The following is a 25,414-nucleotide window of genomic DNA, read 5'->3' as shown; positions in this document are numbered from 1 at the left end:
CAAAAATCCCTTTTTCTGTAAGCTACAGCTTTAGTGTGTCCACTAAAAGCGCGCAGAATAATTCAGTGAAGAAGCGGGGTGACGTGTCCATACGTCACTCCGCTTTTTTACAACCTGCGATTGCCCTTTCATGCGTTATTTACGGGAGGTCTTCTTGACTAAGCCAGCCATACTCGCCCTTGCTGATGGCAGCATTTTTCGCGGCGAAGCCATTGGAGCCGACGGTCAGACCGTTGGTGAGGTGGTGTTCAACACCGCAATGACCGGCTATCAGGAAATCCTTACCGATCCTTCCTACGCCCAACAGATCGTTACCCTGACTTACCCGCACATCGGCAACACCGGTACCACGCCGGAAGACGCCGAGTCCGACCGCGTCTGGTCCGCTGGCCTGGTCATCCGTGACCTGCCTCTGGTAGCGAGCAACTGGCGTAACACGATGTCCCTGTCCGATTACCTGAAAGCCAACAATGTTGTGGCAATCGCTGGTATCGACACCCGCCGCCTGACCCGCATTCTGCGTGAAAAAGGCGCACAGAACGGCTGCATCATGGCCGGCGACAACATTTCCGAAGAAGCGGCCATCGCCGCGGCGCAAGGCTTCCCGGGCCTGAAGGGCATGGACCTGGCGAAAGTCGTCAGCACCAAGACCCAATACGAATGGCGCTCCACTGTCTGGGATCTGAAAACCGACAGCCACGCGACCATCGAAGCCTCCGAACTCCCTTATCACGTGGTTGCCTACGACTACGGCGTCAAGGTCAACATCCTGCGCATGCTGGTCGAGCGCGGCTGCCGCGTGACCGTTGTGCCGGCGCAAACCCCGGCTGCCGACGTACTCGCCCTGAAACCGGACGGCGTGTTCCTGTCCAACGGCCCTGGCGATCCGGAGCCTTGCGACTACGCGATCAAGGCAATCAAGGAAGTGCTGGAAACCGAAATTCCGGTCTTCGGCATCTGCCTCGGTCACCAACTCCTGGCCCTGGCCTCTGGCGCCAAGACCCTGAAAATGGGTCACGGCCACCACGGTGCCAACCACCCGGTTCAGGATCTGGACACGGGCGTCGTGATGATCACCAGCCAGAACCACGGTTTCGCGGTTGACGAAGAAACCCTGCCAGCCAACGTCCGCGCGATCCACAAATCGCTGTTCGACGGCACCTTGCAAGGTATCGAGCGCACCGACAAGAGCGCGTTCAGCTTCCAGGGTCACCCTGAGGCGAGCCCGGGCCCGAACGATGTGGCCCCTCTGTTTGACCGCTTCATCAACGAGATGGCCAAGCGACGCTAAGCGCTCGCCTTGAGACTGTAGCGAGAAGCCTCTTGAGGGCGGCCCCGGAACCGGCGGCCCCCTCGGGACTTCAGAAATCGATCAAGACGGCTTGCCGACTGACCTGCGGATTTGAGTGACAAACCCATGCCAAAACGTACAGACATTAAAAGCATCCTGATTCTCGGCGCTGGCCCGATCGTTATCGGCCAGGCTTGCGAATTCGACTACTCCGGCGCCCAGGCTTGCAAAGCCCTGCGCGAAGAGGGTTACCGCGTCATCCTGGTGAACTCCAACCCGGCCACCATCATGACCGATCCGGACATGGCCGACGCCACCTACATCGAGCCGATCAAATGGCAGACCGTTGCCAAGATCATCGAAAAAGAGCGTCCGGATGCCGTGTTGCCAACCATGGGCGGCCAGACTGCTCTGAACTGCGCCCTGGATCTGGAGCGCGAAGGCGTTCTGGAGAAGTTCGGCGTAGAGATGATCGGGGCCAACGCCGACACCATCGACAAGGCTGAAGACCGTTCGCGTTTCGATAAGGCGATGAAAGCCATCGGCCTGGAATGCCCGCGTTCCGGTATCGCCCACAGCATGGAAGAAGCCAACGCAGTGCTTGAGCGCCTGGGCTTCCCGTGCATTATCCGTCCGTCCTTCACCATGGGCGGCACCGGTGGCGGTATCGCTTACAACCGTGAAGAGTTCGAAGAAATCTGCGCCCGCGGTCTGGACCTGTCGCCGACCAAGGAGCTGCTGATCGACGAATCGCTGATCGGCTGGAAAGAGTATGAAATGGAAGTTGTCCGCGACAAGAAGGACAACTGCATCATCGTCTGCTCGATCGAAAACTTCGACCCGATGGGCGTGCACACTGGTGACTCGATCACTGTTGCCCCGGCCCAGACCCTGACCGACAAGGAATATCAGATCCTGCGTAACGCCTCGCTGGCGGTACTGCGCGAGATCGGCGTCGAGACCGGCGGTTCCAACGTTCAGTTCGGTATCTGCCCGGACACCGGCCGCATGGTCGTGATCGAAATGAACCCGCGTGTATCGCGCTCTTCGGCCCTGGCTTCGAAAGCCACCGGTTTCCCGATCGCCAAGGTTGCGGCCAAACTGGCAGTCGGCTACACCCTCGACGAGCTGTCGAACGACATCACCGGCGGCAAGACCCCGGCGTCGTTCGAACCGTCCATCGACTACGTCGTCACCAAGATGCCGCGCTTCGCTTTCGAGAAGTTCTCCAACGCTGATGCGCGTCTGACCACCCAAATGAAGTCCGTAGGCGAAGTCATGGCCATCGGCCGTACCTTCCAGGAATCCCTGCAGAAAGCCCTGCGCGGTCTGGAAGTGGGTGTTTGCGGTCTGGACGAGAAAGTCGACCTGAGCAACCCGGAAAGCATGAGCGTGCTCAAGCGCGAACTGACCGTGCCTGGCGCCGAGCGTATCTGGTACGTGGCGGACGCCTTCCGCGCCGGCATGACCGTCGAAGAAATCTTCGGCATGAACATGATCGATCCGTGGTTCCTGGTACAGATCGAAGATCTGATCAAGGACGAAGAGAAGGTCAAGACCCTTGGTCTGTCCGCTATCGACCGCGACCTGATGTTCAAGCTCAAGCGCAAAGGTTTCTCCGACCAGCGTCTGGCCAAGCTGTTGGGCGTCACCGAGAAGAACCTGCGTACTCACCGCCACAAGCTGGAAGTGTTCCCGGTCTACAAGCGCGTCGACACCTGCGCGGCCGAGTTCGCCACCGACACCGCCTACCTGTACTCGACCTACGAGGAAGAGTGCGAAGCCGCGCCGTCCGGTCGCGACAAGATCATCATCCTTGGCGGTGGCCCGAACCGTATCGGTCAGGGCATCGAGTTCGACTACTGCTGCGTACACGCGGCACTGGCGCTGCGCGATGACGGTTATGAGACCATCATGGTCAACTGCAACCCGGAAACCGTTTCCACTGACTACGACACTTCCGATCGTCTGTACTTCGAACCGGTCACTCTGGAAGACGTGCTGGAAATCTGCCGCGTCGAGAAGCCGAAAGGCGTGATCGTCCAGTACGGCGGCCAGACGCCTCTGAAACTGGCTCGCGCCCTGGAAGCGGCCGGCGTGCCGATCATCGGCACCAGCCCTGACGCCATCGACCGTGCCGAAGACCGTGAGCGCTTCCAGCAAATGGTCGAGCGTCTGAACCTGCGTCAGCCGCCAAACGCCACCGTGCGCAGCGAAGACGAAGCTGTTCGTGCTGCTGCGAAAATCGGTTACCCGCTGGTGGTGCGTCCGTCCTATGTGCTGGGCGGCCGGGCGATGGAAATCGTCTACAAGGAAGAAGAACTCAAGCGTTACCTGCGTGACGCGGTGCAAGTGTCGAACGACAGCCCGGTGCTGCTCGACCACTTCCTCAACTGCGCCATCGAGATGGACGTGGATGCGGTCTGTGACGGCAAGGACGTAGTGATCGGCGCGATCATGCAGCACATCGAACAGGCGGGCGTTCACTCCGGTGACTCCGCGTGCTCGCTGCCGCCGTACTCGCTGCCGGCGCACATCCAGGACGAGATGCGCGAGCAGGTCAAGAAAATGGCCCTGGAGCTGGGCGTGGTCGGCCTGATGAACGTTCAGTTGGCGCTGCAAGGCGAAGACATCTACGTCATCGAAGTCAACCCGCGGGCTTCCCGTACCGTACCGTTCGTTTCGAAGTGCATCGGTGTTTCCCTGGCGATGATCGCGGCTCGCGTGATGGCTGGTAAAACCCTGAAGGAAATCGGTTTCACCAAGGAAATCATTCCGAACTTCTACAGTGTGAAAGAGGCGGTGTTCCCGTTCGCCAAGTTCCCTGGCGTTGACCCGATCCTCGGCCCTGAGATGAAATCCACCGGTGAAGTGATGGGCGTCGGTGACACCTTCGGCGAAGCCTTTGCCAAAGCCCAGATGGGTGCCAGCGAAGTGCTGCCGACCGGCGGTACCGCATTCATCAGCGTGCGCGACGATGACAAGCCACTGGTTGCAGGCGTGGCCCGTGATCTGATCAACTTGGGCTTCGAAGTCGTAGCCACTGCCGGCACTGCCAAGCTGATCGAAGCCGCAGGTCTGAAAGTGCGTCGCGTGAACAAGGTGACCGAGGGTCGTCCACACGTGGTCGACATGATCAAGAATGACGAAGTCACCCTGATCATCAACACCACCGAAGGGCGTCAGTCGATCGCCGATTCCTATTCCATTCGTCGTAACGCCTTGCAGCACAAAATCTACTGCACCACCACCATTGCTGCTGGCGAAGCTATCTGTGAAGCGCTGAAGTTCGGTCCTGAGAAGACCGTACGCCGCTTGCAGGATCTACACGCAGGATTGAAGGCATGAATAAATACCCAATGACCGTCCAGGGCTCCAAAGCCCTGGAAGAAGAGCATGCTCACCTGACCAAGGTCGTTCGTCCGAAGCTCAGCCAGGACATCGGTACGGCCCGCGAGTTGGGTGACTTGAAAGAAAACGCTGAATACCATGCCGCGCGCGAACAGCAAGGCATGGTCGAGGCGCGGATCCGTGACATCGAAGGTCGCCTGCAGAACGCGGTGATCATCGACGTGACGACCATTCCGCACACCGGCAAAGTGATTTTCGGCACCACCGTCGAAATCGCCAACGTCGAAACTGATGAAAGCGTCACTTACCAGATCGTGGGTGAGGATGAAGCGGACATCAAACTCGGCAAGATTTCCGTCGGCTCTCCGATCGCTCGCGCCTTGATTGCCAAGGAAGAGGGCGACACGGTCGTCGTGAAAACGCCGGGCGGCGATATCGAGTACGAGATTGTCGAAGTCCGTCACATCTGAGAGTGGGCGCCCGCTGCATGCGGGCGCGATGCTCTGGCAACTGGCCCAGATGTTGTGGGTTGGTGGCTTGTGGCTGGTTCATCTCGGTCTGCGACCGGTGCTGGGTCAAATCGGCCTGGCACCGCTGTTGATCGATGAAGTTGCAAGTACGTTTGAAGTGGCGGTGGTGGGTTTCGCCGTCGCGTGCGTGATATTTCAGGCCTTGGTGCTGGTACAGGCCGAAGGCCTTGCCAGTCTATGGCGGGATTTTCGCGGACAGGTGTTGCTGATGGCGTTGTATGCGTGTGCGATGTTTGTCGCAGTGCGTGTCGGCTGGCCGGATGCGCAGCGCTGGCAGGAGTTCAGCTTTCTTGTACTGGGTTTCTCCGGGTTGGTGCTGGTTTTGCAGTCGGTGCCGGGATGGAGTGGCAGGGTGCGCGAAGCACACCCTTGACCCTGGCCATCACTTGAAGCGATGGACGTTCGACAGCTGCTTGTTGACGCTGAAGTTCTTGCGGTAAATCAGTGCCATCTTGCCGATGACTTGAACCAGATCGGCTTTGCCGACCTTGCACAGCTCTGCAATGGACGCCAGGCGCGCCTCACGATCGAGGATGTTGAGCTTGATCTTGATCAGCTCGTGATCCGCCAATGCGCGTTCGAGTTCGGCTAAAACACCCTCAGTCAAACCGTTGTCAGCCACAGTCAGAACTGGTTTCAGGTGGTGGCCAATGGATTTGTACTGTTTCTTCTGCTCGGGAGTGAGCGGCATAATCTGACCCTTTCGTCTGGATTCTGTAAAATGGCGGCCATTTTACCCGAGGGCTCGTGGATCCGCCCAATTAATCACGACCCTAATCAACGAGGTGCCCAATGGCGCGTTCCAAGACAAGCCTTGGTTGGCTGAAAAGACATGTCAATGACCCCTATGTGAAGCAGGCGCAGAAGGACGGTTACCGTTCGCGTGCGAGTTACAAGCTTCTGGAGGTCCAGGAAAAATACAAACTGATCCGGCCCGGCATGAGCGTTGTCGACCTGGGCGCCGCGCCCGGCGGCTGGTCGCAGGTCACCAGTCGGTTGATCGGTGGTCAGGGGCGTCTGATCGCTTCGGACATCCTGGAAATGGACAGCATTCCGGATGTGACCTTCATTCAGGGGGATTTCACTCAGGATGAAGTCCTTGCTCAAATCCTTGAGGCGGTGGGTAATTCACAGGTGGACCTTGTGATTTCCGATATGGCCCCCAATATGAGTGGTACGCCCGCCGTAGATATGCCGAAAGCCATGTTTCTTTGCGAACTGGCGCTTGACCTGGCGGAGCGGATTCTCAAGCCGGGCGGTAATTTCCTGATCAAGATTTTTCAGGGCGAAGGGTTCGATACTTATCTGAAGGACGTTCGTCGGAAATTCGACAAGGTCCAGATGATTAAACCGGACTCTTCCCGCGACAGTTCCCGCGAGCAATATATGCTGGCTTGGGGCTATCGCGGTCACAGTGAGTAAAACGAGGTTTTTTGCCGGGGTGATAGGTTTTTCGTATTTCGCCCCGCGTGCATAAGCGAATATTGTGTAGAAAGTGTTTCACAAAGGGTTACAGACGGCGCCTGCCAGAGCTGTAGGTAATGTAGTAAGTTAGGCCGGTGAATATCATGCGAAGCGCGCGCCAGTAGCGGAGCTTGCTTCAGAGGGTAGTTAATTGAACGATATGGCAAAGAATCTGATCCTGTGGTTGATCATCGCGGCTGTCCTGGTGACGGTGATGAACAACTTCTCCAGCCCTAACGAGCCGCAGACCCTCAACTATTCCGACTTCATCCAGCAGGTCAAGGATGGCAAGGTCGAGCGCGTGGCCGTCGACGGCTACGTGATTACCGGCAAACGCAACGATGGCGATAGCTTCAAGACCATTCGTCCGGCAATCCAGGACAATGGCCTGATCGGCGATCTCGTCGACAACCACGTTGTGGTCGAAGGCAAGCAGCCTGAGCAGCAAAGTATCTGGACCCAGCTCCTGGTAGCCAGCTTCCCGATCCTGGTGATCATCGCGGTGTTCATGTTCTTCATGCGCCAGATGCAGGGCGGCGCGGGCGGCAAGGGCGGGCCGATGAGCTTTGGCAAGAGCAAGGCGCGTCTGCTGTCCGAAGATCAGGTGAAAACCACTCTGGCTGACGTTGCCGGTTGCGACGAAGCGAAGGAAGAAGTTGGTGAGCTGGTTGAATTTCTTCGTGATCCGGGCAAGTTCCAGCGTCTGGGCGGCCGCATTCCTCGTGGCGTGCTGATGGTCGGTCCTCCGGGTACCGGTAAAACCTTGCTGGCCAAGGCGATTGCCGGCGAAGCCAAAGTGCCGTTCTTTACCATTTCCGGTTCCGACTTCGTCGAAATGTTCGTCGGTGTTGGTGCCAGCCGTGTTCGTGACATGTTCGAGCAGGCCAAGAAACACGCTCCGTGCATTATCTTCATCGACGAGATCGACGCCGTTGGTCGCCATCGTGGCGCCGGCATGGGCGGCGGTCACGATGAGCGCGAGCAGACTCTCAACCAGTTGCTGGTGGAGATGGATGGCTTCGAAATGAATGACGGCATTATCGTCATCGCTGCGACCAACCGTCCTGACGTGCTCGACCCTGCATTGCTGCGTCCTGGTCGTTTCGACCGTCAAGTTGTGGTCGGTCTGCCGGACATACGTGGTCGTGAGCAGATCCTCAAGGTTCACATGCGTAAAGTGCCAATGGGTGACGATGTCGCTCCGGCCGTTATTGCGCGTGGTACTCCGGGCTTCTCCGGTGCCGATCTGGCGAATCTGGTCAACGAGGCTTCGCTGTTTGCTGCTCGCGCCGGCAAGCGCATCGTCGAGATGAAAGAATTCGAACTGGCCAAAGACAAAATCATGATGGGCGCCGAGCGCAAATCCATGGTCATGTCCGAGAAGGAAAAGCAGAACACTGCTTATCACGAGGCAGGCCATGCCATTGTTGGTCGTGTCGTGCCCGAGCATGATCCGGTCTACAAGGTATCGATCATCCCGCGCGGTCGTGCGCTGGGTGTGACCATGTTCCTGCCGGAAGAAGATCGTTACAGCCTGTCCAAGCGTGCGCTGATCAGTCAGATCTGCTCGTTGTACGGCGGCCGAATTGCCGAAGAAATGACTTTGGGCTTCGATGGTGTGACCACGGGTGCTTCCAACGACATCATGCGCGCGAGTCAGATTGCGCGGAACATGGTGACTAAATGGGGGCTGTCGGAAAAGCTCGGTCCGTTGATGTATGCCGAAGAAGAGGGTGAAGTATTCCTCGGTCGCGGTGGTGGGGGTCAGAATGCCAGCTTCTCCGGTGAGACAGCCAAGCTGATCGACTCCGAAGTGCGCAGCATCATCGACCAGTGCTACGGCACGGCCAAGCAAATTCTCACGGACAACCGCGACAAGCTCGATGCCATGGCGGATGCCCTGATGAAGTACGAAACGATCGATGCCGAACAGATCGACGACATCATGGCCGGACGTACACCTCGCGAGCCTCGCGACTGGTCGGGCGGCACCGGAACTGGCACGCCTCCTGTCATTCAGGGTGAGCGTCCGGAAACACCGATTGGCGGTCCTGCTGCCGACGTTTAAGGTTTGAAATGACTTCTGTACAGTCCCTGACCCGGTTGCCTTGCGGCAACCGGGTTCTTGATTTGGCCCGGACTCATGTCATGGGCATTCTCAATGTCACTCCCGATTCCTTTTCCGACGGTGGCCGATACAGCCAGCTCGACGCGGCCTTGCGTCATGCCGAAGCCATGGTTGCGGCGGGTGCGACGCTGATCGATGTGGGCGGCGAGTCGACCCGGCCAGGCGCGCGGGCGGTTTCTCCCTTGGAGGAGCTGGAGCGTGTCGCTCCCGTTGTCGAGCTTATCAATCGCGAACTGGATGTGGTCATATCCGTCGATACATCTACTCCGGCGGTCATGCGCGAAACGGCTCGCTTGGGTGCCGGCTTGATCAACGATGTTCGTTCGCTACGGCGCGATGGCGCACTTGATGCGGCGGCCGCCACGGGATTGCCCGTGTGCCTGATGCATATGCTTGGCGAGCCTGGTGATATGCAGGACGATCCGCGTTATCAGGATGTCACCCGTGAGGTAGGTGAGTTTCTTGCTGAGCGCATGGTTCAGTGTGAGAGGGCAGGAATTCCCGCCGAGCGGATCATTCTCGACCCGGGCTTCGGCTTCGCCAAAACCCTGCAGCACAATCTAAGCTTGTTCAAGCATATGGAGGCCCTGCATGCGCTGGGGCGGCCTCTGTTGGTGGGTGTTTCACGCAAAAGCATGATCGGTCATGCATTGAGTCGCCCTGTGGGTGAGCGTCTTTTCGGTGGTCTGGCTTTGGCCGCACTGGCAATGGTGAAAGGTGCGCGTATATTGCGCGTCCATGATGTGGCGGAAACGGTGGACGTGGTGCGAATGCTCGCGGCCGTGGAATCAGCCGAATAAGAATGATGGAGCACTTATGAGCAAGAAATACTTTGGTACTGACGGTATTCGTGGTCGTGTCGGGGAATACCCGATCACTCCTGACTTCATGCTCAAGCTCGGCTGGGCTGCCGGTATGGCATTTCGCAAGATGGGTGCCTGCAAGGTGCTGGTCGGCAAGGACACGCGGATTTCCGGCTACATGTTTGAATCGGCCCTTGAGGCTGGCCTGACTTCTGCGGGCGCCGATGTCATGCTGCTCGGCCCGATGCCGACTCCGGCCATCGCCTATTTGTCGCGTACATTCCAGGCTGAGGCCGGGATCGTGATCAGTGCATCGCACAATCCGCATGACGATAACGGCATCAAGTTCTTCTCCGGCAAGGGCACCAAGCTGCCCGATGAGCTGGAGTTGATGATTGAAGAGTTGCTCGATACACCAATGACCGTTGTCGAGTCGAGCAAGATCGGCAAGGTGTCGCGAATCAATGATGCGTCCGGCCGCTATATCGAATTCTGCAAGAGCTCCGTGCCGACTGGTACCAGTTTTTCCGGGCTGAAGATCGTCATCGACTGCGCACACGGTGCTACCTATAAAGTGGCGCCGAGTGTTTTTCGTGAGTTGGGCGCCGAGGTCGTCGTTTTGTCGGCGCAGCCTAACGGCCTGAACATCAATGACAACTGCGGCTCCACGCATATGGGGCAATTGCAGGCGGCGGTGTTGTCCGAACATGCGGATCTGGGTATCGCCTTCGATGGCGATGGTGACCGGGTGCTGATGGTCGACCACACGGGTGCGATTGTTGATGGTGACGAACTGTTGTACATCATTGCGCGCGATCTTCATGAGCGCGACAAGTTGCAAGGCGGTGTAGTCGGTACCTTGATGAGTAACCTTGGACTTGAGCTCGCGCTCGCGGATTTGGGTATTCCTTTTGTGCGCGCCAATGTCGGTGACCGCTATGTGATCGCCGAACTGCTGGAGCGTAACTGGCTGGTCGGTGGAGAAAACTCGGGGCATGTCGTGTGCTTCAACCACACCACCACGGGTGATGCGATCATCGCGGCCTTGCAAGTGCTGATGGCGCTGAAGACGCGTAACGAGGGGCTTGCTCAAACTCGCCAGGCATTGCGCAAATGTCCGCAGGTGCTGATCAACGTGCGTTTCGGTGGGGGCGAAAGCCCGTTGGAGCACCCGGCTGTCAAGGAAGCGAGTGCGCGCGTGACCCAGGCGATGGCGGGTCGTGGTCGCGTGCTTTTGCGCAAGTCCGGAACAGAGCCTCTGGTGCGGGTGATGGTCGAAGGCGAGGACGAAACTCAGGTTCGTGGCTATGCCGAAGAGCTGGCAAAACTGGTAACTGAAGTTTCTGCCTGATTCGGCTTGCCAGCCATGATTGTGTTGGGTAACATCTGCGCCCACTTTGACCGACGAGGTACAGCATGCGTCGCCCTATGGTAGCTGGTAACTGGAAGATGCACGGTACCCGCGCCAGCGTCGCTGAGCTGATCAACGGCCTTCGTCATCTGGCCTTGCCAAGCGGTGTTGATGTCGCGGTGTTCCCGCCTTGCTTGCATATCAATCAGGTGATTGATGGCTTGAAAGGCAAATCGATTTCGGTCGGTGCGCAGAACTCTGCGGTGGAATCCATGCAAGGTGCGTTGACAGGCGAGATTGCGCCGAGTCAGTTGGTGGATGCAGGTTGTTCCCTGGTGCTTGTCGGGCACTCCGAACGCCGCCAGATAATGGGCGAGCGAGACGGAATGCTGAATCGCAAGTTCGCAGCGGCACAGGCATGTGGCTTGATTCCGGTATTGTGTGTGGGGGAGACCCTGGAGCAGCGTGAGGCCGGAAAAACTCTTGAGATTGTCGGGCGTCAGCTGGGCAGTATCATAGAAGAGCTGGGTGTCGGTGCTTTTGCCAACGCAGTGATCGCTTACGAGCCGGTCTGGGCGATTGGTACCGGGCTGACTGCGACGCCGCAACAGGCTCAAGATGTGCATAAAGCCATTCGTGAGCAGTTGGCGGCAGAGAATTCTGAAGTGGCACGAGGTGTGCGGCTTCTATACGGCGGCAGCGTGAAGGCGGCCAATGCGGTCGAACTGTTCGGCATGCCGGATATCGATGGGGGGCTCATTGGTGGAGCTTCCCTGAATGCAGATGAGTTCGGTGCGATCTGTCGCGCCGCGGGAAACTGAAAAAATGCTGGAAACAGTCGTAGTCGTTTTTCATCTGCTGGGTGCGTTGGGCGTAGTTGCTCTGGTTTTGCTGCAGCAGGGTAAAGGTGCGGACGCTGGCGCGTCTTTCGGAGCAGGTGCTTCAAATACTGTGTTCGGAAGCCAAGGTTCCTCTACCTTTCTTAGTAAGTTTACTGCTATACTTGCCGCCGGTTTCTTCATAACCAGCTTGGGGTTAGGTTACTTTGCTAAAGAGAAGGCTCATCAGCTGACTCAAGCAGGTTTGCCAAACCCGGCAGTATTGGAAGTTCCAAAGCAGCAACCGGCTTCTGATGATGTCCCGGTGCTTCAAGAGCAAAAGTCGGCTACCCCAGCGACTGACGTACCTCCAGCTCAAGAGCAGAAGTAAGAAGGGTTTCAAACGTAGTATTGCCGAGGTGGTGGAATTGGTAGACACGCAACCTTGAGGTGGTTGTGCCCATAGGGTGTAGGGGTTCGAGTCCCCTTCTCGGTACCAATTAGTCAGGAGAGCCCGCTGTTGCGGGCTTTCTTGCAGGTGGAAGGTTACATTGACCCTAAAAGGGATCGGTCGTATACTTCCGCCCCAGCTTTGTCGCGGGGTGGAGCAGTCTGGTAGCTCGTCGGGCTCATAACCCGAAGGTCGTCGGTTCAAATCCGGCCCCCGCAACCAGTTTAAGGAGCCCCTTTTAAGGGGCTTTTTGTTAGCTGGACACTTTCAACGCCGCTGTTCGACGGCGTTTCAAGGATGGGCGTTTCGCCCATTTTTTTATTTTGCATAGCATGCACATACATGCACGAGGGGGTTCAGGTGTCGAGCAAGCTAGAAGAGTTGCAGGCCTTGCTGGCCCCGGTGGTCGTGGCCCTAGGCTATGAATGCTGGGGTATTGAGTTTTCGGCTCAAGGTCGCCACTCAATGTTGCGCGTTTATATCGATAAGGAAGGCGGCGTACTGGTGGACGATTGCGCCATCGTCAGCCGTCAGATCAGCGGTGTGCTGGATGTTGAAGATCCGATCTCCGTTGAATACACCCTTGAAGTTTCCTCGCCAGGCATGGAACGCCCACTGTTCACTCTTGAGCAGTTTGCCAAATATGTCGGTGAACAAGTGAAGATCAAGCTGCGCTCGCCTTTTGAAGGTCGACGCAACTTTCAGGGCCTTCTGCGCGGTGTAGAAGAACAGGACGTCGTGGTGCAGGTAGATGACCATGAATTCCTGTTGCCGATCGATATGATCGACAAGGCCAACATTATTCCCAGTTTTGACTGAGACGCGGATCCCGCGGATCCAATGGCTTGCGAAAGGCGAGGCGTACGATGAGCAAAGAAGTACTGCTGGTTGTTGAGTCGGTATCCAATGAAAAGGGTGTACCGGCAAGCGTAATTTTTGAAGCGCTGGAGCTGGCTCTGGCCACTGCTACCAAAAAGCGTTTTGAAGACGAAGTTGATCTGCGTGTGGAAATCAACCGCCACACCGGTTCTTACGAAACTTTCCGTCGCTGGACGGTCGTCGAAGAGGATGATCTCGATGATCCGGCCATCGAAACCTGGCCGAGCAAGGTTGCTGAAACGCACCCTGGCGCCAAGGTTGGCGACGTCGTTGAAGAAAAGATCGAGTCCATCGAGTTCGGCCGCATCGCTGCACAGACTGCCAAGCAGGTCATCGTGCAGAAAGTTCGTGAAGCCGAGCGCGCTCAAGTGGTTGACGCTTATCGCGAGCGCCTGGGAGAAATCATCTCCGGCACCGTGAAAAAAGTGACCCGCGACAACGTGATCGTCGACCTGGGTAATAACGCTGAAGCGTTGCTGGCCCGTGAAGACATCATTTCTCGCGAAACCTTCCGGGTCGGCGTGCGTCTGCGTGCGCTGCTCAAGGAAATCCGCACCGAGAACCGCGGCCCTCAGCTGATCCTGTCGCGTACCGCGCCGGAAATGCTGATCGAACTGTTCCGTATCGAAGTGCCGGAAATCGCTGAAGGCCTGATCGAAGTCATGGCCGCATCCCGTGATCCGGGTTCGCGTGCCAAGATCGCTGTCCGCTCCAAGGACAAGCGCATCGATCCGCAAGGCGCGTGCATCGGTATGCGCGGTTCGCGCGTCCAGGCCGTGTCGGGCGAGTTGGGTGGCGAGCGTGTCGACATCGTCCTGTGGGACGACAACCCGGCCCAGTTCGTGATCAATGCCATGTCGCCGGCAGAAGTGGCGGCCATCATCGTTGACGAAGATGCCCATGCCATGGACATCGCTGTTGGCGCAGACAATCTGGCTCAGGCCATCGGTCGTGGTGGTCAGAACGTGCGTCTGGCGAGCCAGCTGACTGGCTGGACCCTGAACGTGATGACCGAATCGGACATCCAGGCTAAGCAACAAGCAGAAACCGGCGACATCCTGCGCAACTTCATCGACGAGCTGGAAGTCGACGAAGAGCTGGCTCAGGTGCTGGTAGACGAAGGCTTCACCAGCCTGGAAGAGATTGCCTACGTACCGTTGGAAGAAATGCTCAACATCGACGGCTTTGACGAAGACATCGTCAACGAGCTTCGCGCTCGTGCCAAGGATCGCTTGTTGACCAAAGCCATCGCTACTGAGGAAAAGCTGGCAGACGCCCATCCGGCCGAAGACCTGCTCTCGCTTGAGGGTATGGACAAGGATTTGGCGATGGAACTGGCGGTGCGCGGCGTAATTACCCGCGAAGACCTGGCCGAGCAGTCTATTGACGATCTGCTCGACATCGACGGCATTGACGATGATCGTGCCGGCAAGTTGATCATGGCCGCCCGAGCCCACTGGTTCGAGTAATTAGGCGCGGCCTGAGGAGAGAAGTGCATGACGCAAGTCACGGTGAAACAACTGGCCGATGAGGTCAAAACACCGGTAGAGCGCCTGTTGCAGCAGATGCGTGAGGCAGGTCTGCCGCACACCGCCGCCGAAGAAAATGTGACTGACAGTGAGAAGCAATCCCTGCTGACCCACTTGAAGAGCAGCCACAAGGCGAAAGTGGAAGAACCACGCAAGATCACGCTGCAGCGTAAAACCACCAGCACCCTGCGTGTGGCTGGCAGCAAAAGCATCAGCGTTGAAGTCCGCAAGAAGAAAGTTTTCGTACAGCGTAGCGCGGAAGAAATCGAAGCCGAGCGCAAGCGTGAACTGGATGAACGTCGCGCGGTAGAGAATGCTGCCCGTCAGAAGGCTGAAGAAGAAGCCCGTGTGCGCGCCGAAGAAGAAGCGCGTCGCCAGCCTGCTGCGCCGTCCGCTCCTGCTGAAGCCGTCGCTGCACCTGCGCCAGTGGCCGAACCAGTGCGCGAAGCTGCGCCGGTTGTGGCTGCTGCGCCAGCTGCCGACACTCGCAAGCGTGACGAACAGCGCCGTCCGGACAAGCCACGCGCCGACGACAACAATCGTCGTGGCGGTGGTGATGGCGAGCGCAAGAACGCTCCGCATCGCGCATCGGTCAAGGAAAAGGCGCCGGCTCCACGCGTGGCGCCACGTACTACCGACGAAGAAAGCGATGGCTTCCGTCGCGGCGGTCGCGGCAAGTCCAAGCTGAAAAAACGCAACGCTCACGGTTTCCAGAGCCCTACCGGCCCTGTCGTGCGTGAGGTGAAGATCGGCGAAACCATCACTGTTGGCGATCTCGCTCAGCAGATGTCGGTCAAGGCTGCCGAAATCATCAAGTTCATGTTCAAACTGGGTACTCCAGCGACCATCAACCAGGTGCTTGATCAGGAAACTGCTCAACTGGTAGCCGAAGAACTGGGCCACAAAGTGACCCTGGTCAGCGACACTGCCCTGGAAGACTCCCTGGCCGAGTCCCTGAAGTTCGAAGGTGAAGCGGTTCCGCGTGCGCCGGTCGTAACCGTAATGGGTCACGTTGACCACGGTAAGACCTCGCTGCTCGACTACATCCGTCGTGCCAAGGTAGCTGCTGGCGAAGCCGGCGGTATCACCCAGCACATCGGTGCATACCACGTTGAAACCGAACGCGGCATGGTCACCTTCCTCGACACCCCGGGTCACGCCGCGTTTACCGCAATGCGTGCTCGTGGTGCGAAGGCGACCGACATCGTGATCCTGGTGGTTGCGGCGGACGACGGCGTGATGCCACAAACCATCGAAGCTGTTCAGCATGCTCAGGCGGCTGGCGTTCCGCTGGTAGTCGCAGTGAACAAGATCGACAAGCCGGGCGCTGATCTCGATCGCATCCGCAGCGAGCTGTCGGTCCACGGTGTGACCTCCGAAGACTGGGGTGGCGACACTCCATTCGTTCCGGTCTCGGCGAAAATGGGTACCGGCGTCGACGAACTGCTTGAAGCGGTATTGCTGCAAGCCGAAGTTCTCGAGCTGACCGCCACTCCATCGGCTCCTGGCCGTGGTGTCGTGGTTGAATCGCGTCTGGACAAGGGCCGTGGCCCGGTAGCGACTGTTCTGGTTCAGGACGGTACGCTGCGTCAAGGCGACATGGTGCTGGTTGGCTCGAACTATGGTCGCGTGCGCGCCATGCTCGACGAGAACGGCAAGCCGATCAAGGAAGCGGGCCCGGCCATTCCGGTTGAGATCCTCGGCCTGGACGGTACGCCTGATGCGGGCGACGAGATGAGCGTGGTTGCCGACGAGAAGAAAGCCCGTGAAGTGGCTCTGTTCCGTCAAGGCAAGTTCCGCGAAGTCAAACTGGCTCGCGCTCACGCCGGCAAGCTGGAAAACATCTTCGAGAGCATGGGTCAGGAAGAGAAGAAGACGCTCAACATCGTCCTCAAATCCGACGTCCGTGGTTCGCTGGAAGCCTTGCAGGGCGCTCTGAACGGCCTGGGCAACGACGAAGTGCAAGTGCGCGTGGTCGGTGGCGGCGTCGGTGGTATCACCGAGTCCGATGCCAACCTGGCACTGGCTTCCAACGCTGTACTGTTCGGCTTCAACGTGCGTGCCGATGCCGGTGCACGGAAGATCGTCGAGCAGGAAGGTCTGGACATGCGTTACTACAACGTGATCTACGACATCATCGAAGACGTCAAGAAAGCCCTGACCGGTATGCTTGGCAGCGATGTTCGCGAGAACATCCTCGGTGTGGCCGAAGTCCGTGACGTGTTCCGTTCGCCGAAGTTTGGCGCGATCGCTGGTTGCATGGTGATTGAAGGTGTTGTGCACCGTAACCGTCCGATCCGTGTACTGCGTGAAGACATCGTGATCTTCGAAGGCGAGCTGGAATCCCTGCGCCGCTTCAAGGATGACGCTTCCGAAGTACGTGCCGGCATGGAATGCGGTATCGGCGTGAAGAGCTACAACGACGTCAAGGTCGGCGACAAGATCGAAGTCTTCGAGAAGGTTCAGGTTGCTCGCAGCCTCTGACTCGCGCACTTCAAGGGCCACGTCGGGCCGTCGCATGAAAATGCGCGGCACGGCGTCAGGACTCTAAACGCAACGCCCGGTCTGGCTTTTAGTCAGGCCGGGCGTTTGCCGCTTTCAGACCTTGCGGGTTTCACCGCGGGGCAGTAACAGGTAACAAAATCATGGCAAAAGAATACAGCCGTACCCAACGTATCGGCGATCAGATGCAGCGTGAGCTGGCCCAACTGATCCGTCGTGAAGTCAAAGATCCGCGTGTCGGCCTGGTCACCATTACCGCTGTAGATGTCAGCCGTGATGTTGGTCACGCGAAGATCTTCATCACCGTGATGGGGCAGGACAACGCCGAAGACATCGCGCAAAGCATCAAGGTGCTCAATGCTGCCGCCGGTTTCCTGCGCATGCAGCTGGCCCGTGAAATGAAGCTGCGCAGCGTGCCTCAATTGCATTTCCACTACGACGAAAGTGTCGCCCGTGGTGCGCACCTTTCCGCTCTGATCGAGCGCGCGGTGGCCGAAGACAGTCAGCACGAAACTGCTGCACCCGAAGACACCAAGGAGTAACTCGGTGGCTCAGGTCAAACGTATCCGTCGTAACGTCAGCGGCATCATCCTGCTCGACAAGCCGTTGGGGTTCACCTCCAATGCCGCGTTGCAGAAGGTTCGCTGGTTGCTCAACGCCGAGAAGGCCGGTCACACCGGCAGTCTCGATCCCCTGGCCACCGGCGTTCTGCCACTGTGCTTTGGCGAGGCGACCAAGTTCTCGCAATACCTGCTCGATTCCGACAAGGGTTACGAAACCCTGGCGCAACTGGGCAAGACCACCACCACGGCAGACGCCGAAGGCGAGGTTTTGCAGGAGCGTGCGGTGACCGTTGGTCAGGCCGACATTGAAGCGGTCCTGCCGAAATTTCGCGGTCAAATCAGCCAGATACCGCCGATGTACTCGGCTCTCAAGCGTGATGGCCAGCCGCTGTACAAGCTGGCCCGTGCAGGCGAAGTAGTGGAGCGCGAACCGCGTTCTGTTACTATTGCGCGCTTGGAATTGCTGGCCTTCGAAGGCGATACTGCGCGACTCGCGGTGGATTGCAGCAAGGGCACCTATATTCGCACTCTGGTGGAGGATATCGGTGAGCAACTCGGTTGTGGTGCGTACGTCGCTGAACTGCGTCGTACCCAGGCCGGGCCTTTCACCCTGGCGCAGACCGTGACCCTCGAAGAGCTGGAAGCGGTACATGCCGAAGGCGGCAACGAAGCGGTCGACCGCTTCCTGATGCCATCGGACAGCGGCCTGCAGGATTGGCCGTTGCTGCAGTTCTCGGAAGCGAGCGCGTTCTACTGGCTCAACGGCCAGCCGGTACGTGCCCCGGATGCTCCGAAGTTCGGCATGGTGCGGGTACAGGATCACAACGGTCGCTTCATCGGTATCGGTGAAGTGAGCGAAGACGGGCGTATCGCGCCGCGTCGACTGATTCGGTCAGAATGACCGGAAACCGGTCTGTGTAACAGCAGGCCGGCGAGTGTGGCTGTCAACAGGCACGGTCACTACTCATTTATAGATACAGGGATTTGTCCCTGGCCTGTTGAAACTGTTTTTTAAACAGTTTCCTGATAAAAGGATTGCCTCATGGCTCTCGACGTTCAAGAAAAAGCTCAAATCGTTGCCGACTACCAGCAAGCTGTTGGTGATACTGGTTCGCCAGAAGTGCAAGTTGCACTGCTGACCGCCAACATCAACAAACTGCAAGGTCACTTCAAGGCCAACGGTAAAGACCACCACTCCCGTCGTGGTCTGATCCGCATGGTTAACCAGCGTCGCAAGCTGCTGGACTACCTGAAAGGCAAGGACCTGAGCCGTTACAGCGCTCTGATCGCTCGCCTGGGTCTGCGTCGCTAATCAGCGATTGCGCTATGAGGTTGGTTGTCTGTCAGACGTCAGCGGGTTTCCGCCGGCGTCCGGCAGGCTCCCAGCCTCAAGTTTTATCTGAACTACCGTTTTACCCGGACAATCCGCGGGCCGATTCCCGACGTTGCCCAAGAATTTCGCAAGAAACCAGTTCCCCCAAGAGCCACAAAGAAGGTAGGACACCGTGAACCCGGTAATCAAAAAATTCCAGTTCGGTCAGTCGACCGTTACCCTCGAGACTGGCCGTATCGCCCGTCAGGCCTCCGGCGCAGTATTGGTCACCGTTGACGACGACGTCAGCGTATTGGTGACCGTAGTCGGTGCCAAGCAAGCTGATCCGGGCAAGGGCTTCTTCCCTCTGTCCGTTCACTACCAGGAAAAGACTTACGCTGCCGGTAAGATTCCTGGCGGTTTCTTCAAGCGTGAAGGCCGTCCTTCCGAGAAAGAAACCCTGACTTCCCGACTGATCGACCGTCCGATCCGTCCGCTGTTCCCTGAAGGTTTCATGAACGAAGTGCAGGTTGTCTGCACCGTCGTTTCCACCAGCAAGAAAACCGATCCGGACATCGCTGCGATGATCGGTACCTCGGCTGCCCTGGCGATCTCCGGCATTCCGTTCGACGGCCCGATCGGCGCCGCTCGCGTTGCTTTCCACGAAAGCACCGGCTACCTGCTGAACCCGACCTACGAGCAGCAAGCTGCTTCGAGCCTGGACATGGTCGTTGCCGGTACTTCGGACGCCGTGCTGATGGTTGAATCGGAAGCCAAAGAGCTGACCGAAGACCAGATGCTGGGCGCAGTACTGTTTGCTCACGACGAGTTCCAGGTCGTAATCAACGCCGTTAAAGAACTGGCTGCCGAAGCGGCCAAGCCAACCTGGACATGGGCACCTGCCCCAGAAGCCACCGAGCTGCTGGCCGCTATCCGTTCCGAGTTCGGCGAAGCGATCTCCCAGGCTTACACCATCACCATCAAGGCCGACCGTTACGCGCGTCTGGGCGAGCTGCGTGACCAGGTCGTCGCCAAGCTGTCCGGCGAAGAAGGCCAGCCTTCGGCTGCCGACGTCAAAGCTGCTTTCGGCGAAATCGAATACCGCACCGTTCGCGAAAACATCGTAAACGGCAAGCCACGTATCGACGGTCGCGACACCCGCACCGTACGCCCGCTGAACATCGAAGTCGGCGTTCTGCCGAAGACTCACGGTTCGGCACTGTTCACCCGTGGCGAAACCCAGGCTCTGGTCGTCGCGACGCTGGGCACTGCCCGTGACGCGCAGCTGCTGGACACTCTGGAAGGCGAGAAAAAAGACCCGTTCATGCTGCACTACAACTTCCCTCCGTTCTCGGTGGGCGAGTGTGGTCGCATGGGTGGCGCCGGTCGTCGTGAAATCGGTCACGGCCGTCTGGCCCGTCGCTCGGTTTCGGCCATGCTGCCAGCCGCTGACGTGTTCCCTTACACCATCCGTGTGGTTTCGGAAATCACCGAATCCAACGGTTCGAGCTCGATGGCTTCCGTTTGCGGCGCTTCCCTGGCCCTGATGGATGCTGGTGTTCCGATGAAGGCACCGGTTGCCGGTATCGCCATGGGTCTGGTTAAAGAAGGCGAGAAGTTCGCCGTCCTGACCGACATCCTGGGTGACGAAGACCACCTGGGCGACATGGACTTCAAGGTAGCCGGTACCGCCAAAGGTGTGACCGCGCTGCAGATGGACATCAAGATCAAGGGCATCACCGAAGAGATCATGGAAATCGCTCTGGGCCAAGCCCTGGAAGCGCGCCTGAACATCCTCGGCCAGATGAACCAGATCATCGGCCAGTCGCGTACCGAACTGTCGGCCAACGCTCCGACCATGATCGCGATGAAGATCGACACCGACAAGATCCGTGACGTTATCGGTAAAGGTGGCGCGACCATCCGTGCGATCTGCGAAGAAACCAAGGCTTCGATCGACATCGAAGACGACGGTTCGATCAAGATCTTCGGCGAAACCAAGGAAGCGGCTGAAGCAGCACGTCAGCGCGTTCTGGGTATCACCGCTGAGGCCGAGATCGGCAAGATCTACGTCGGCAAGGTTGAGCGCATCGTCGACTTCGGCGCATTCGTCAACATCCTGCCAGGCAAGGACGGTCTGGTTCACATCTCGATGCTGAGCGACGCTCGCGTAGAGAAAGTGACCGACATCCTGAAAGAAGGCCAGGAAGTGGAAGTGCTGGTACTGGACGTGGACAACCGCGGCCGTATCAAGCTGTCCATCAAAGACGTGGCAGCTGCCAAGGCTTCGGGCGTTTAATCACCCCGCAGCCCTAGCGCAATGAAAATGCCCCGCCGTGAAAACGGCGGGGCATTTTTTTGTCCGTGAAATATCGAGTCATTCGGCAAAGTTGCCGACCTGCAAGACCAGTGCTAGGTTTAGCCCACCGCCCGTGTAGCTCAGCCGGTAGAGCAGCGCACTCGTAACGCGAAGGTCGCAGGTTCGATTCCTGTCTCGGGCACCACCTCTCCGTTATCCTTTTAAACCGGCATTTATGTTCCACAGGTCAACTTTTTGTGGGAGAGATGTAAAGAGCCGTGTAATTCGTCATGCAAACGTCCTATATTCGGTGCCTGCATGAGCATCGCCCAGCAGTTTTCAGATGATCCCGAATGGTTCCGAAGGCCGGACAGTCCGCGTCAGAGAGATCCTTGATGATCCAGATCCATCCTCCATTCCCATGATCAGCGAGAACGCCATGACCGAATTAACTCAAGAGCAACGTCACGAAGAAGCGCTTAGAAAATACATCCTGGATGTTCCGGATCTGAAGGAAGAGATCAAGGACCTGAGTCCCGATGAACAGAAGGACCAGATCCAGTGGGCGTTCGAAGACGAAGCCGAAGCCCAGGGTCTGCAGCCTTGGGAGTTGACCCTCAAGTACACCAGTACGCCTGAGGAGTTCGATGCCAAGCGCCTGGAACTGCACAAGGAGGCGGCCGAAGTATTGGGTGTCGATTGGGAAGAGTACTGCGAGATGAACAATCTGGTGGTCTGAAACAAAAACGCCAGCCTCGAAACGGCTGGCGTTTTTTATTGCCCGACTGCCTCAGATGCTCAGGCGCATCGACAGGTCCACGGCCTTCACATCCTTGGTCATCGCGCCGATCGAGATGTAATCCACCCCGGTCTGTGCGATCGGCAGCAACGTGCTTTCGTTGATGCCGCCACTGGCTTCCAGTTTTGCCTTGCCAGCGTTCAGGCGCACGGCTTCGCGCATGTCATCGAGGCTCAATTCGTCGAGCATGATGATGTCGGCACCGGCGGCCAGCGCTTCTTTCAGTTCCTCCAGACTTTCCACTTCGATTTCCACCGGTTTGCCCGGTGCAATCTTGTGCGCGGCGGCAATGGCCTGCGGGATGCCACCGCTGGCGGCGATGTGGTTTTCCTTGATCAGGAACGCATCGTAGAGGCCGATGCGGTGGTTGTGGCAGCCACCGCAGGTGACCGCGTATTTCTGCGCCAGACGCAGGCCCGGCAGGGTCTTGCGCGTGTCGAGCAGTTTCACTGACGTCTCGGCGACGAAGTCCGCCAGGTACTGCGCGCGGGTCGCCACGCCCGACAGCAATTGCAGGAAGTTCAGCGCGCTGCGCTCACCGGTCAGCAGCGAGCGTGCAGGGCCTTCCAGATGAAACAGCGGCTGATTTGGCGAAACCCGTTCCCCATCGCGCACCTGCCAATGCACCGCCACCCGGGGATCGAGCTGGCGGAACACTGCATCGACCCAGGCCGTGCCACTGATGACGGCGGCGTCGCGGGTGATGATAGTGGCTTTGGCCAGGCGTTCGGCCGGGATCAGTTGCGCGGTGATGTCGCCGCTGCCGATGTCTTCGAGCAACGCACGGCGCACGTTGGCTTCGATTTCGGCGGTCAAATCGGCGAGACGTAGATTCGGCATAACGGGCTCCACAAACTAAGTGGCCCGATTATAGGGGCATGGCGTCGGCCAACCCAAGGCGAGAACGGCGACGCAGCGCTGCATCCGGTCGATTTTGTTGAGCAAACCGGATTTCGGCGTGGTCACTGCAAGGTGTCGGCGTATAGGGGAAACCCTGACGGCTCTGGCGCCGGGGACATCTTTTGCAAGATAATCCGCCTTGCATTTGACGCCATGACTTTGACGTCGGCGAATCACCGTTTCAGGAGGCTTGGATGCACAACGACGGGAATGTAGTGCCTCTGCACAAGGCCACTACCGATCAGGCGACTCACTCGCCGCTCGCCCGCCTGCCTGTGATTCTGCTTCAGGTTCGTGACAAGGCTGCCCAGCGCCTGCGCAACGGTTTGCAGGAGTTGTTCGATAACGCCGACGACACCCTGTTCGAAATGGCCGACCGGGCACGTAATGACGTCGAACAGAACATCTTTTTCGAGGCCATGCGTGACCTGCGCCTCAAGCGCAAGCACATCGAGCGCGGTTTTCTCGAGCAGTTCTTCGAAGCCTTTATCGGCCTCACTCAATTCGATCCCGCGCCTACCGTCCTTTCTCACGCCTTGCAGCATGAGGAAACCACCCTGCGCACCGATGACATGGAGCGTAAAGTCGCGGTGGAGACCATGGTCGGCCGCGTACTGAATCGCGACGGTTTCGCCCTCGACCAACTGACTGCGCGATTCAATGCGCTGTTGGGCAAGACTCTGGACGACCAATACAACCCTCTGGGTCCGGCGATGCTTTGCGAATACTTCCTGCAAGCCGGGCGCAATCTGGGGGTGGAGATCAAGGTCAAACTGATCCTGCTCAAACTGTTCGAGCGCTATGTGCTGGCCGACACAGATCAACTTTACGCCGAAGCCAACCAACTGCTGAGCGCCACGGGCGTGTTGCCCGAGCTCAAACCGGCACCGGCCCGTCGCGCCATCGATCAGGCTGTGGCCAGCGTGCGGAGCGAATTCGAAGGCATCGACAAAACCCAGGCCGATGCGGGCGTGCAGGAGGTCTTCACCGCGTTGCAGGAGTTGCTGCTGCACGTGCGCGGCACGGTTGCGCCGACCCTGGAACCCAGCGCTCCCGCCCAGCCGATTTCCACTCGGGACCTGCTGCGCCTGCTCTCGCACTTGCAGCAATACGTGCCGGCGCTGGCGGTGCAGGACGATTTCGATCTGCGCCATCAGCTCGAACAGTTGCTGACCCGGGTTAGCGTGCGCAGCGGCAAATCACGAATTGTCGGCGGGGCTGACGAAGACGTGATCAATCTGGTGGCCATGGTCTTCGACTGCATCCTCGATGATCGCAATCTGCCGGATTCGCTCAAGGCGTTGATCGCGCGGTTGCAGATCCCGATGTTGAAGGTCGCGGTGATCGACAAAAGCTTCTTCAGCCGCAGCAGCCACCCGGCCCGCCGCTTGCTCAATGAAATCGCCGAAGCGGCGATGGGCTGGGGGGAGTGCGACGGTAATGCGCGCGACAGCCTGTACCTGCGCATCGAACAAGTGGTGCAGCGCCTGCTGACGGATTTTGTCGATGACCCGGCGATTTTTTCCGAGTTGCTGGCAGACTTCCTCGCGTTCACCAGTGACGAACGCCGTCGCAGCGAACTGCTTGAACAGCGTTTACGCGATGCCGAAGAGGGCCGGGCGAAAACCGAACTGGCCCGCCGGCGGGTCGAGCAGGCGCTGAATCAGGCGTTGCTGGGCAAAGTCTTGCCACCGTCGGTGGTGACATTCGTGCAGGACGCCTGGAGCAAAGTGTTGCTGCTGACCTGCCTCAAGCACGGCGATCAGTCCGCCGAATGGCACGCCGACGTGCAGACCATGGAGCAATTGATCTGGAGCGTGCAGCGCCACGACGACGCCAAAGCGGGTCTGCGCCTGCTGGCGCTGGTGCCGGGGTTGCTCAAGTCATTGCGCGACGGCCTGAGCACTTCGGCCTTCGATCCGTTTGCCACCAGCGGCTTTTTCAGCGAACTGGAAGCGCTGCATGTACGCCTGCTCGATCCGTCCAGCGAACCGGATCAGACCACACTGCCGGAAATGATCGAAGTATCGCAGACGATTGTCTTGCAGATGGCCGACGACGGCCTGCAGCCACGCACGCCGGCGCGTTTGCCGGCAGACGATGCAGGTTTGCGCCAGGTCGATCAGCTGCGCCTGGGCAGTTGGGTGGCGTTCGAGGAAGATGAAGAACACACCCTGCGCTGCAAACTGGCGGCGATCATCGAAGCCACCGGCAAATACGTGTTTGTGGACCGTACCGGGATGAAAGTGCTGGAGCGCGATCGCACGGAACTGGCCCTGGCGTTTCGTCGCGGCGCGGTGCGGGCGCTGGATGACACCTTGCTGTTCGACCGGGCGCTGGAATCGGTGCTCGGCAATCTGCGGCGGCTCAATCGCGGCAAGTGATCGCGCGCCGGGGCCCGATCACGGCATACTGGTCGCCAACACAGTCGGCGTTGAAGGAAT

General features: G+C 58.5%; 21 protein-coding genes and 3 tRNA genes. 22 read left to right on the top strand and 2 right to left on the bottom strand.

Going from position 1 to position 25,414, the window contains the following annotated elements; all coding sequences use genetic code 11:
* The first annotated feature begins 154 nt into the window (after positions 1–154).
* The 4 genes from carA to MKZ87_RS26400 all read left to right on the top strand — a co-directional run bounded on the left by carA (position 155) and on the right by MKZ87_RS26400 (position 5,545).
* The gene (gene carA, locus MKZ87_RS26415) at positions 155–1,291 is read left to right on the top strand and encodes a glutamine-hydrolyzing carbamoyl-phosphate synthase small subunit (RefSeq protein ID WP_007953761.1); all 1,137 of its coding nucleotides are present in this window, start codon (positions 155–157) and stop codon (positions 1,289–1,291) included.
* Positions 1,292–1,417: 126 nt separating this feature from the next.
* Positions 1,418–4,639: a carbamoyl-phosphate synthase large subunit gene (gene carB / locus MKZ87_RS26410; protein WP_085698386.1), complete on the top strand. Its 3,222-nt coding sequence runs from the start codon at positions 1,418–1,420 to the stop codon at positions 4,637–4,639.
* On the top strand, positions 4,636–5,112 hold the full coding sequence (gene greA, locus MKZ87_RS26405) for a transcription elongation factor GreA (RefSeq protein WP_007953757.1): 477 nt from the start codon (positions 4,636–4,638) through the stop codon (positions 5,110–5,112). The genes carB and greA overlap by 4 nt, the downstream gene beginning before the upstream one ends.
* Positions 5,113–5,140: 28 nt before the next feature.
* Positions 5,141–5,545, top strand: a complete 405-nt coding sequence (locus tag MKZ87_RS26400; RefSeq protein ID WP_266202152.1) for an MFS transporter — start codon at positions 5,141–5,143, stop codon at positions 5,543–5,545.
* A gap of 9 nt (positions 5,546–5,554) precedes the next feature.
* Here the strand turns inward: MKZ87_RS26400 and MKZ87_RS26395 are convergent, their stop codons facing one another.
* On the bottom strand, positions 5,555–5,863 hold the full coding sequence (locus tag MKZ87_RS26395) for a YhbY family RNA-binding protein (protein ID WP_085698388.1): 309 nt from the start codon (positions 5,861–5,863) through the stop codon (positions 5,555–5,557).
* A gap of 101 nt (positions 5,864–5,964) precedes the next feature.
* On the opposite strand from MKZ87_RS26395, the gene rlmE reads away from it, so the two are divergent.
* From rlmE to MKZ87_RS26310, 17 genes are all read left to right on the top strand, one after another.
* Positions 5,965–6,594 carry a 23S rRNA (uridine(2552)-2'-O)-methyltransferase RlmE gene (rlmE, locus tag MKZ87_RS26390; protein WP_266202151.1) on the top strand — a complete coding sequence of 210 codons (630 nt, stop codon included), beginning with the start codon at positions 5,965–5,967 and terminating at the stop codon, positions 6,592–6,594.
* A gap of 202 nt (positions 6,595–6,796) precedes the next feature.
* Complete coding sequence (ftsH, locus tag MKZ87_RS26385) at positions 6,797–8,704, top strand: ATP-dependent zinc metalloprotease FtsH (protein WP_011332403.1); 1,908 nt, start codon at positions 6,797–6,799, stop codon at positions 8,702–8,704.
* Positions 8,705–8,712: 8 nt separating this feature from the next.
* A complete protein-coding gene (gene folP / locus MKZ87_RS26380; RefSeq protein WP_085702437.1) occupies positions 8,713–9,564 on the top strand; it encodes a dihydropteroate synthase in 852 nt (283 codons plus the stop codon).
* A gap of 16 nt (positions 9,565–9,580) precedes the next feature.
* Entirely contained in the window at positions 9,581–10,918 is a 1,338-nt protein-coding gene (glmM, locus tag MKZ87_RS26375) for a phosphoglucosamine mutase (RefSeq protein WP_085698391.1), read from the top strand.
* A gap of 65 nt (positions 10,919–10,983) precedes the next feature.
* Complete coding sequence (gene tpiA / locus MKZ87_RS26370; RefSeq protein ID WP_085698392.1) at positions 10,984–11,739, top strand: triose-phosphate isomerase; 756 nt, start codon at positions 10,984–10,986, stop codon at positions 11,737–11,739.
* Between the two features lie 4 nt (positions 11,740–11,743).
* Positions 11,744–12,127: a preprotein translocase subunit SecG gene (gene secG, locus MKZ87_RS26365; protein WP_011332406.1), complete on the top strand. Its 384-nt coding sequence runs from the start codon at positions 11,744–11,746 to the stop codon at positions 12,125–12,127.
* Between the two features lie 22 nt (positions 12,128–12,149).
* A tRNA-Leu gene (locus tag MKZ87_RS26360) sits at positions 12,150–12,235 on the top strand.
* A gap of 97 nt (positions 12,236–12,332) precedes the next feature.
* Positions 12,333–12,409: transfer RNA gene (locus MKZ87_RS26355), tRNA-Met, on the top strand.
* Positions 12,410–12,547: 138 nt separating this feature from the next.
* Entirely contained in the window at positions 12,548–13,006 is a 459-nt protein-coding gene (gene rimP, locus MKZ87_RS26350; protein WP_039769696.1) for a ribosome maturation factor RimP, read from the top strand.
* Between the two features lie 47 nt (positions 13,007–13,053).
* The gene (gene nusA / locus MKZ87_RS26345; RefSeq protein WP_085698393.1) at positions 13,054–14,535 is read left to right on the top strand and encodes a transcription termination factor NusA; all 1,482 of its coding nucleotides are present in this window, start codon (positions 13,054–13,056) and stop codon (positions 14,533–14,535) included.
* Between the two features lie 27 nt (positions 14,536–14,562).
* Positions 14,563–17,079, top strand: a complete 2,517-nt coding sequence (gene infB, locus MKZ87_RS26340; RefSeq protein WP_085698394.1) for a translation initiation factor IF-2 — start codon at positions 14,563–14,565, stop codon at positions 17,077–17,079.
* Between the two features lie 161 nt (positions 17,080–17,240).
* Positions 17,241–17,639, top strand: coding sequence for a 30S ribosome-binding factor RbfA (gene rbfA, locus MKZ87_RS26335; RefSeq protein ID WP_085698395.1), 399 nt, complete (start codon positions 17,241–17,243; stop codon positions 17,637–17,639).
* A gap of 4 nt (positions 17,640–17,643) precedes the next feature.
* Complete coding sequence (gene truB, locus MKZ87_RS26330; protein WP_085702438.1) at positions 17,644–18,561, top strand: tRNA pseudouridine(55) synthase TruB; 918 nt, start codon at positions 17,644–17,646, stop codon at positions 18,559–18,561.
* A 141-nt stretch (positions 18,562–18,702) separates the two neighbouring features.
* Positions 18,703–18,972 (top strand): 30S ribosomal protein S15, encoded by a 270-nt coding sequence (gene rpsO, locus MKZ87_RS26325; protein ID WP_085698397.1) that lies wholly within the window; start codon positions 18,703–18,705, stop codon positions 18,970–18,972.
* A 193-nt stretch (positions 18,973–19,165) separates the two neighbouring features.
* Positions 19,166–21,271, top strand: a complete 2,106-nt coding sequence (pnp, locus tag MKZ87_RS26320; RefSeq protein WP_011332410.1) for a polyribonucleotide nucleotidyltransferase — start codon at positions 19,166–19,168, stop codon at positions 21,269–21,271.
* A gap of 129 nt (positions 21,272–21,400) precedes the next feature.
* A tRNA-Thr gene (locus tag MKZ87_RS26315) sits at positions 21,401–21,476 on the top strand.
* 234 nt (positions 21,477–21,710) lie between these two features.
* Positions 21,711–22,010, top strand: a complete 300-nt coding sequence (locus tag MKZ87_RS26310; RefSeq protein ID WP_085702530.1) for a DUF6388 family protein — start codon at positions 21,711–21,713, stop codon at positions 22,008–22,010.
* 51 nt (positions 22,011–22,061) lie between these two features.
* On the opposite strand, the gene nadC is transcribed toward MKZ87_RS26310, so the two are convergent.
* Positions 22,062–22,910: a carboxylating nicotinate-nucleotide diphosphorylase gene (gene nadC, locus MKZ87_RS26305; protein ID WP_011332412.1), complete on the bottom strand. Its 849-nt coding sequence runs from the start codon at positions 22,908–22,910 to the stop codon at positions 22,062–22,064.
* 254 nt (positions 22,911–23,164) lie between these two features.
* On the opposite strand from nadC, the gene MKZ87_RS26300 reads away from it, so the two are divergent.
* Positions 23,165–25,354, top strand: a complete 2,190-nt coding sequence (locus tag MKZ87_RS26300; RefSeq protein ID WP_085702439.1) for a DUF1631 domain-containing protein — start codon at positions 23,165–23,167, stop codon at positions 25,352–25,354.
* Positions 25,355–25,414 lie beyond the last annotated feature (60 nt).

This window comes from Pseudomonas sp. MCal1 (genome assembly GCF_026341415.1).
Classification (GTDB): domain Bacteria; phylum Pseudomonadota; class Gammaproteobacteria; order Pseudomonadales; family Pseudomonadaceae; genus Aquipseudomonas.
The sequence above is the reverse complement of the archived record's forward strand: the minus strand, read 5'-3'. Positions and strand labels throughout refer to the sequence as shown.

What these genes read in the sequence shown, in the direction of transcription:
- nadC (WP_011332412.1), bottom strand. Translation starts at nt 22,910, where the DNA reads ATGCCGAATCTACGTCTCGCCGATTTGACCGCCGAAATCGAAGCCAAC.
- infB (WP_085698394.1), top strand. Translation starts at nt 14,563, where the DNA reads ATGACGCAAGTCACGGTGAAACAACTGGCCGATGAGGTCAAAACACCG.
- secG (WP_011332406.1), top strand. Translation starts at nt 11,744, where the DNA reads ATGCTGGAAACAGTCGTAGTCGTTTTTCATCTGCTGGGTGCGTTGGGC.
- greA (WP_007953757.1), top strand. Translation starts at nt 4,636, where the DNA reads ATGAATAAATACCCAATGACCGTCCAGGGCTCCAAAGCCCTGGAAGAA.
- glmM (WP_085698391.1), top strand. Translation starts at nt 9,581, where the DNA reads ATGAGCAAGAAATACTTTGGTACTGACGGTATTCGTGGTCGTGTCGGG.
- carB (WP_085698386.1), top strand. Translation starts at nt 1,418, where the DNA reads ATGCCAAAACGTACAGACATTAAAAGCATCCTGATTCTCGGCGCTGGC.
- MKZ87_RS26300 (WP_085702439.1), top strand. Translation starts at nt 23,165, where the DNA reads ATGCACAACGACGGGAATGTAGTGCCTCTGCACAAGGCCACTACCGAT.
- tpiA (WP_085698392.1), top strand. Translation starts at nt 10,984, where the DNA reads ATGCGTCGCCCTATGGTAGCTGGTAACTGGAAGATGCACGGTACCCGC.
- ftsH (WP_011332403.1), top strand. Translation starts at nt 6,797, where the DNA reads ATGGCAAAGAATCTGATCCTGTGGTTGATCATCGCGGCTGTCCTGGTG.
- MKZ87_RS26400 (WP_266202152.1), top strand. Translation starts at nt 5,141, where the DNA reads ATGCTCTGGCAACTGGCCCAGATGTTGTGGGTTGGTGGCTTGTGGCTG.
- rlmE (WP_266202151.1), top strand. Translation starts at nt 5,965, where the DNA reads ATGGCGCGTTCCAAGACAAGCCTTGGTTGGCTGAAAAGACATGTCAAT.
- nusA (WP_085698393.1), top strand. Translation starts at nt 13,054, where the DNA reads ATGAGCAAAGAAGTACTGCTGGTTGTTGAGTCGGTATCCAATGAAAAG.
- folP (WP_085702437.1), top strand. Translation starts at nt 8,713, where the DNA reads ATGACTTCTGTACAGTCCCTGACCCGGTTGCCTTGCGGCAACCGGGTT.
- MKZ87_RS26395 (WP_085698388.1), bottom strand. Translation starts at nt 5,863, where the DNA reads ATGCCGCTCACTCCCGAGCAGAAGAAACAGTACAAATCCATTGGCCAC.
- rbfA (WP_085698395.1), top strand. Translation starts at nt 17,241, where the DNA reads ATGGCAAAAGAATACAGCCGTACCCAACGTATCGGCGATCAGATGCAG.
- MKZ87_RS26310 (WP_085702530.1), top strand. Translation starts at nt 21,711, where the DNA reads ATGACCGAATTAACTCAAGAGCAACGTCACGAAGAAGCGCTTAGAAAA.
- rpsO (WP_085698397.1), top strand. Translation starts at nt 18,703, where the DNA reads ATGGCTCTCGACGTTCAAGAAAAAGCTCAAATCGTTGCCGACTACCAG.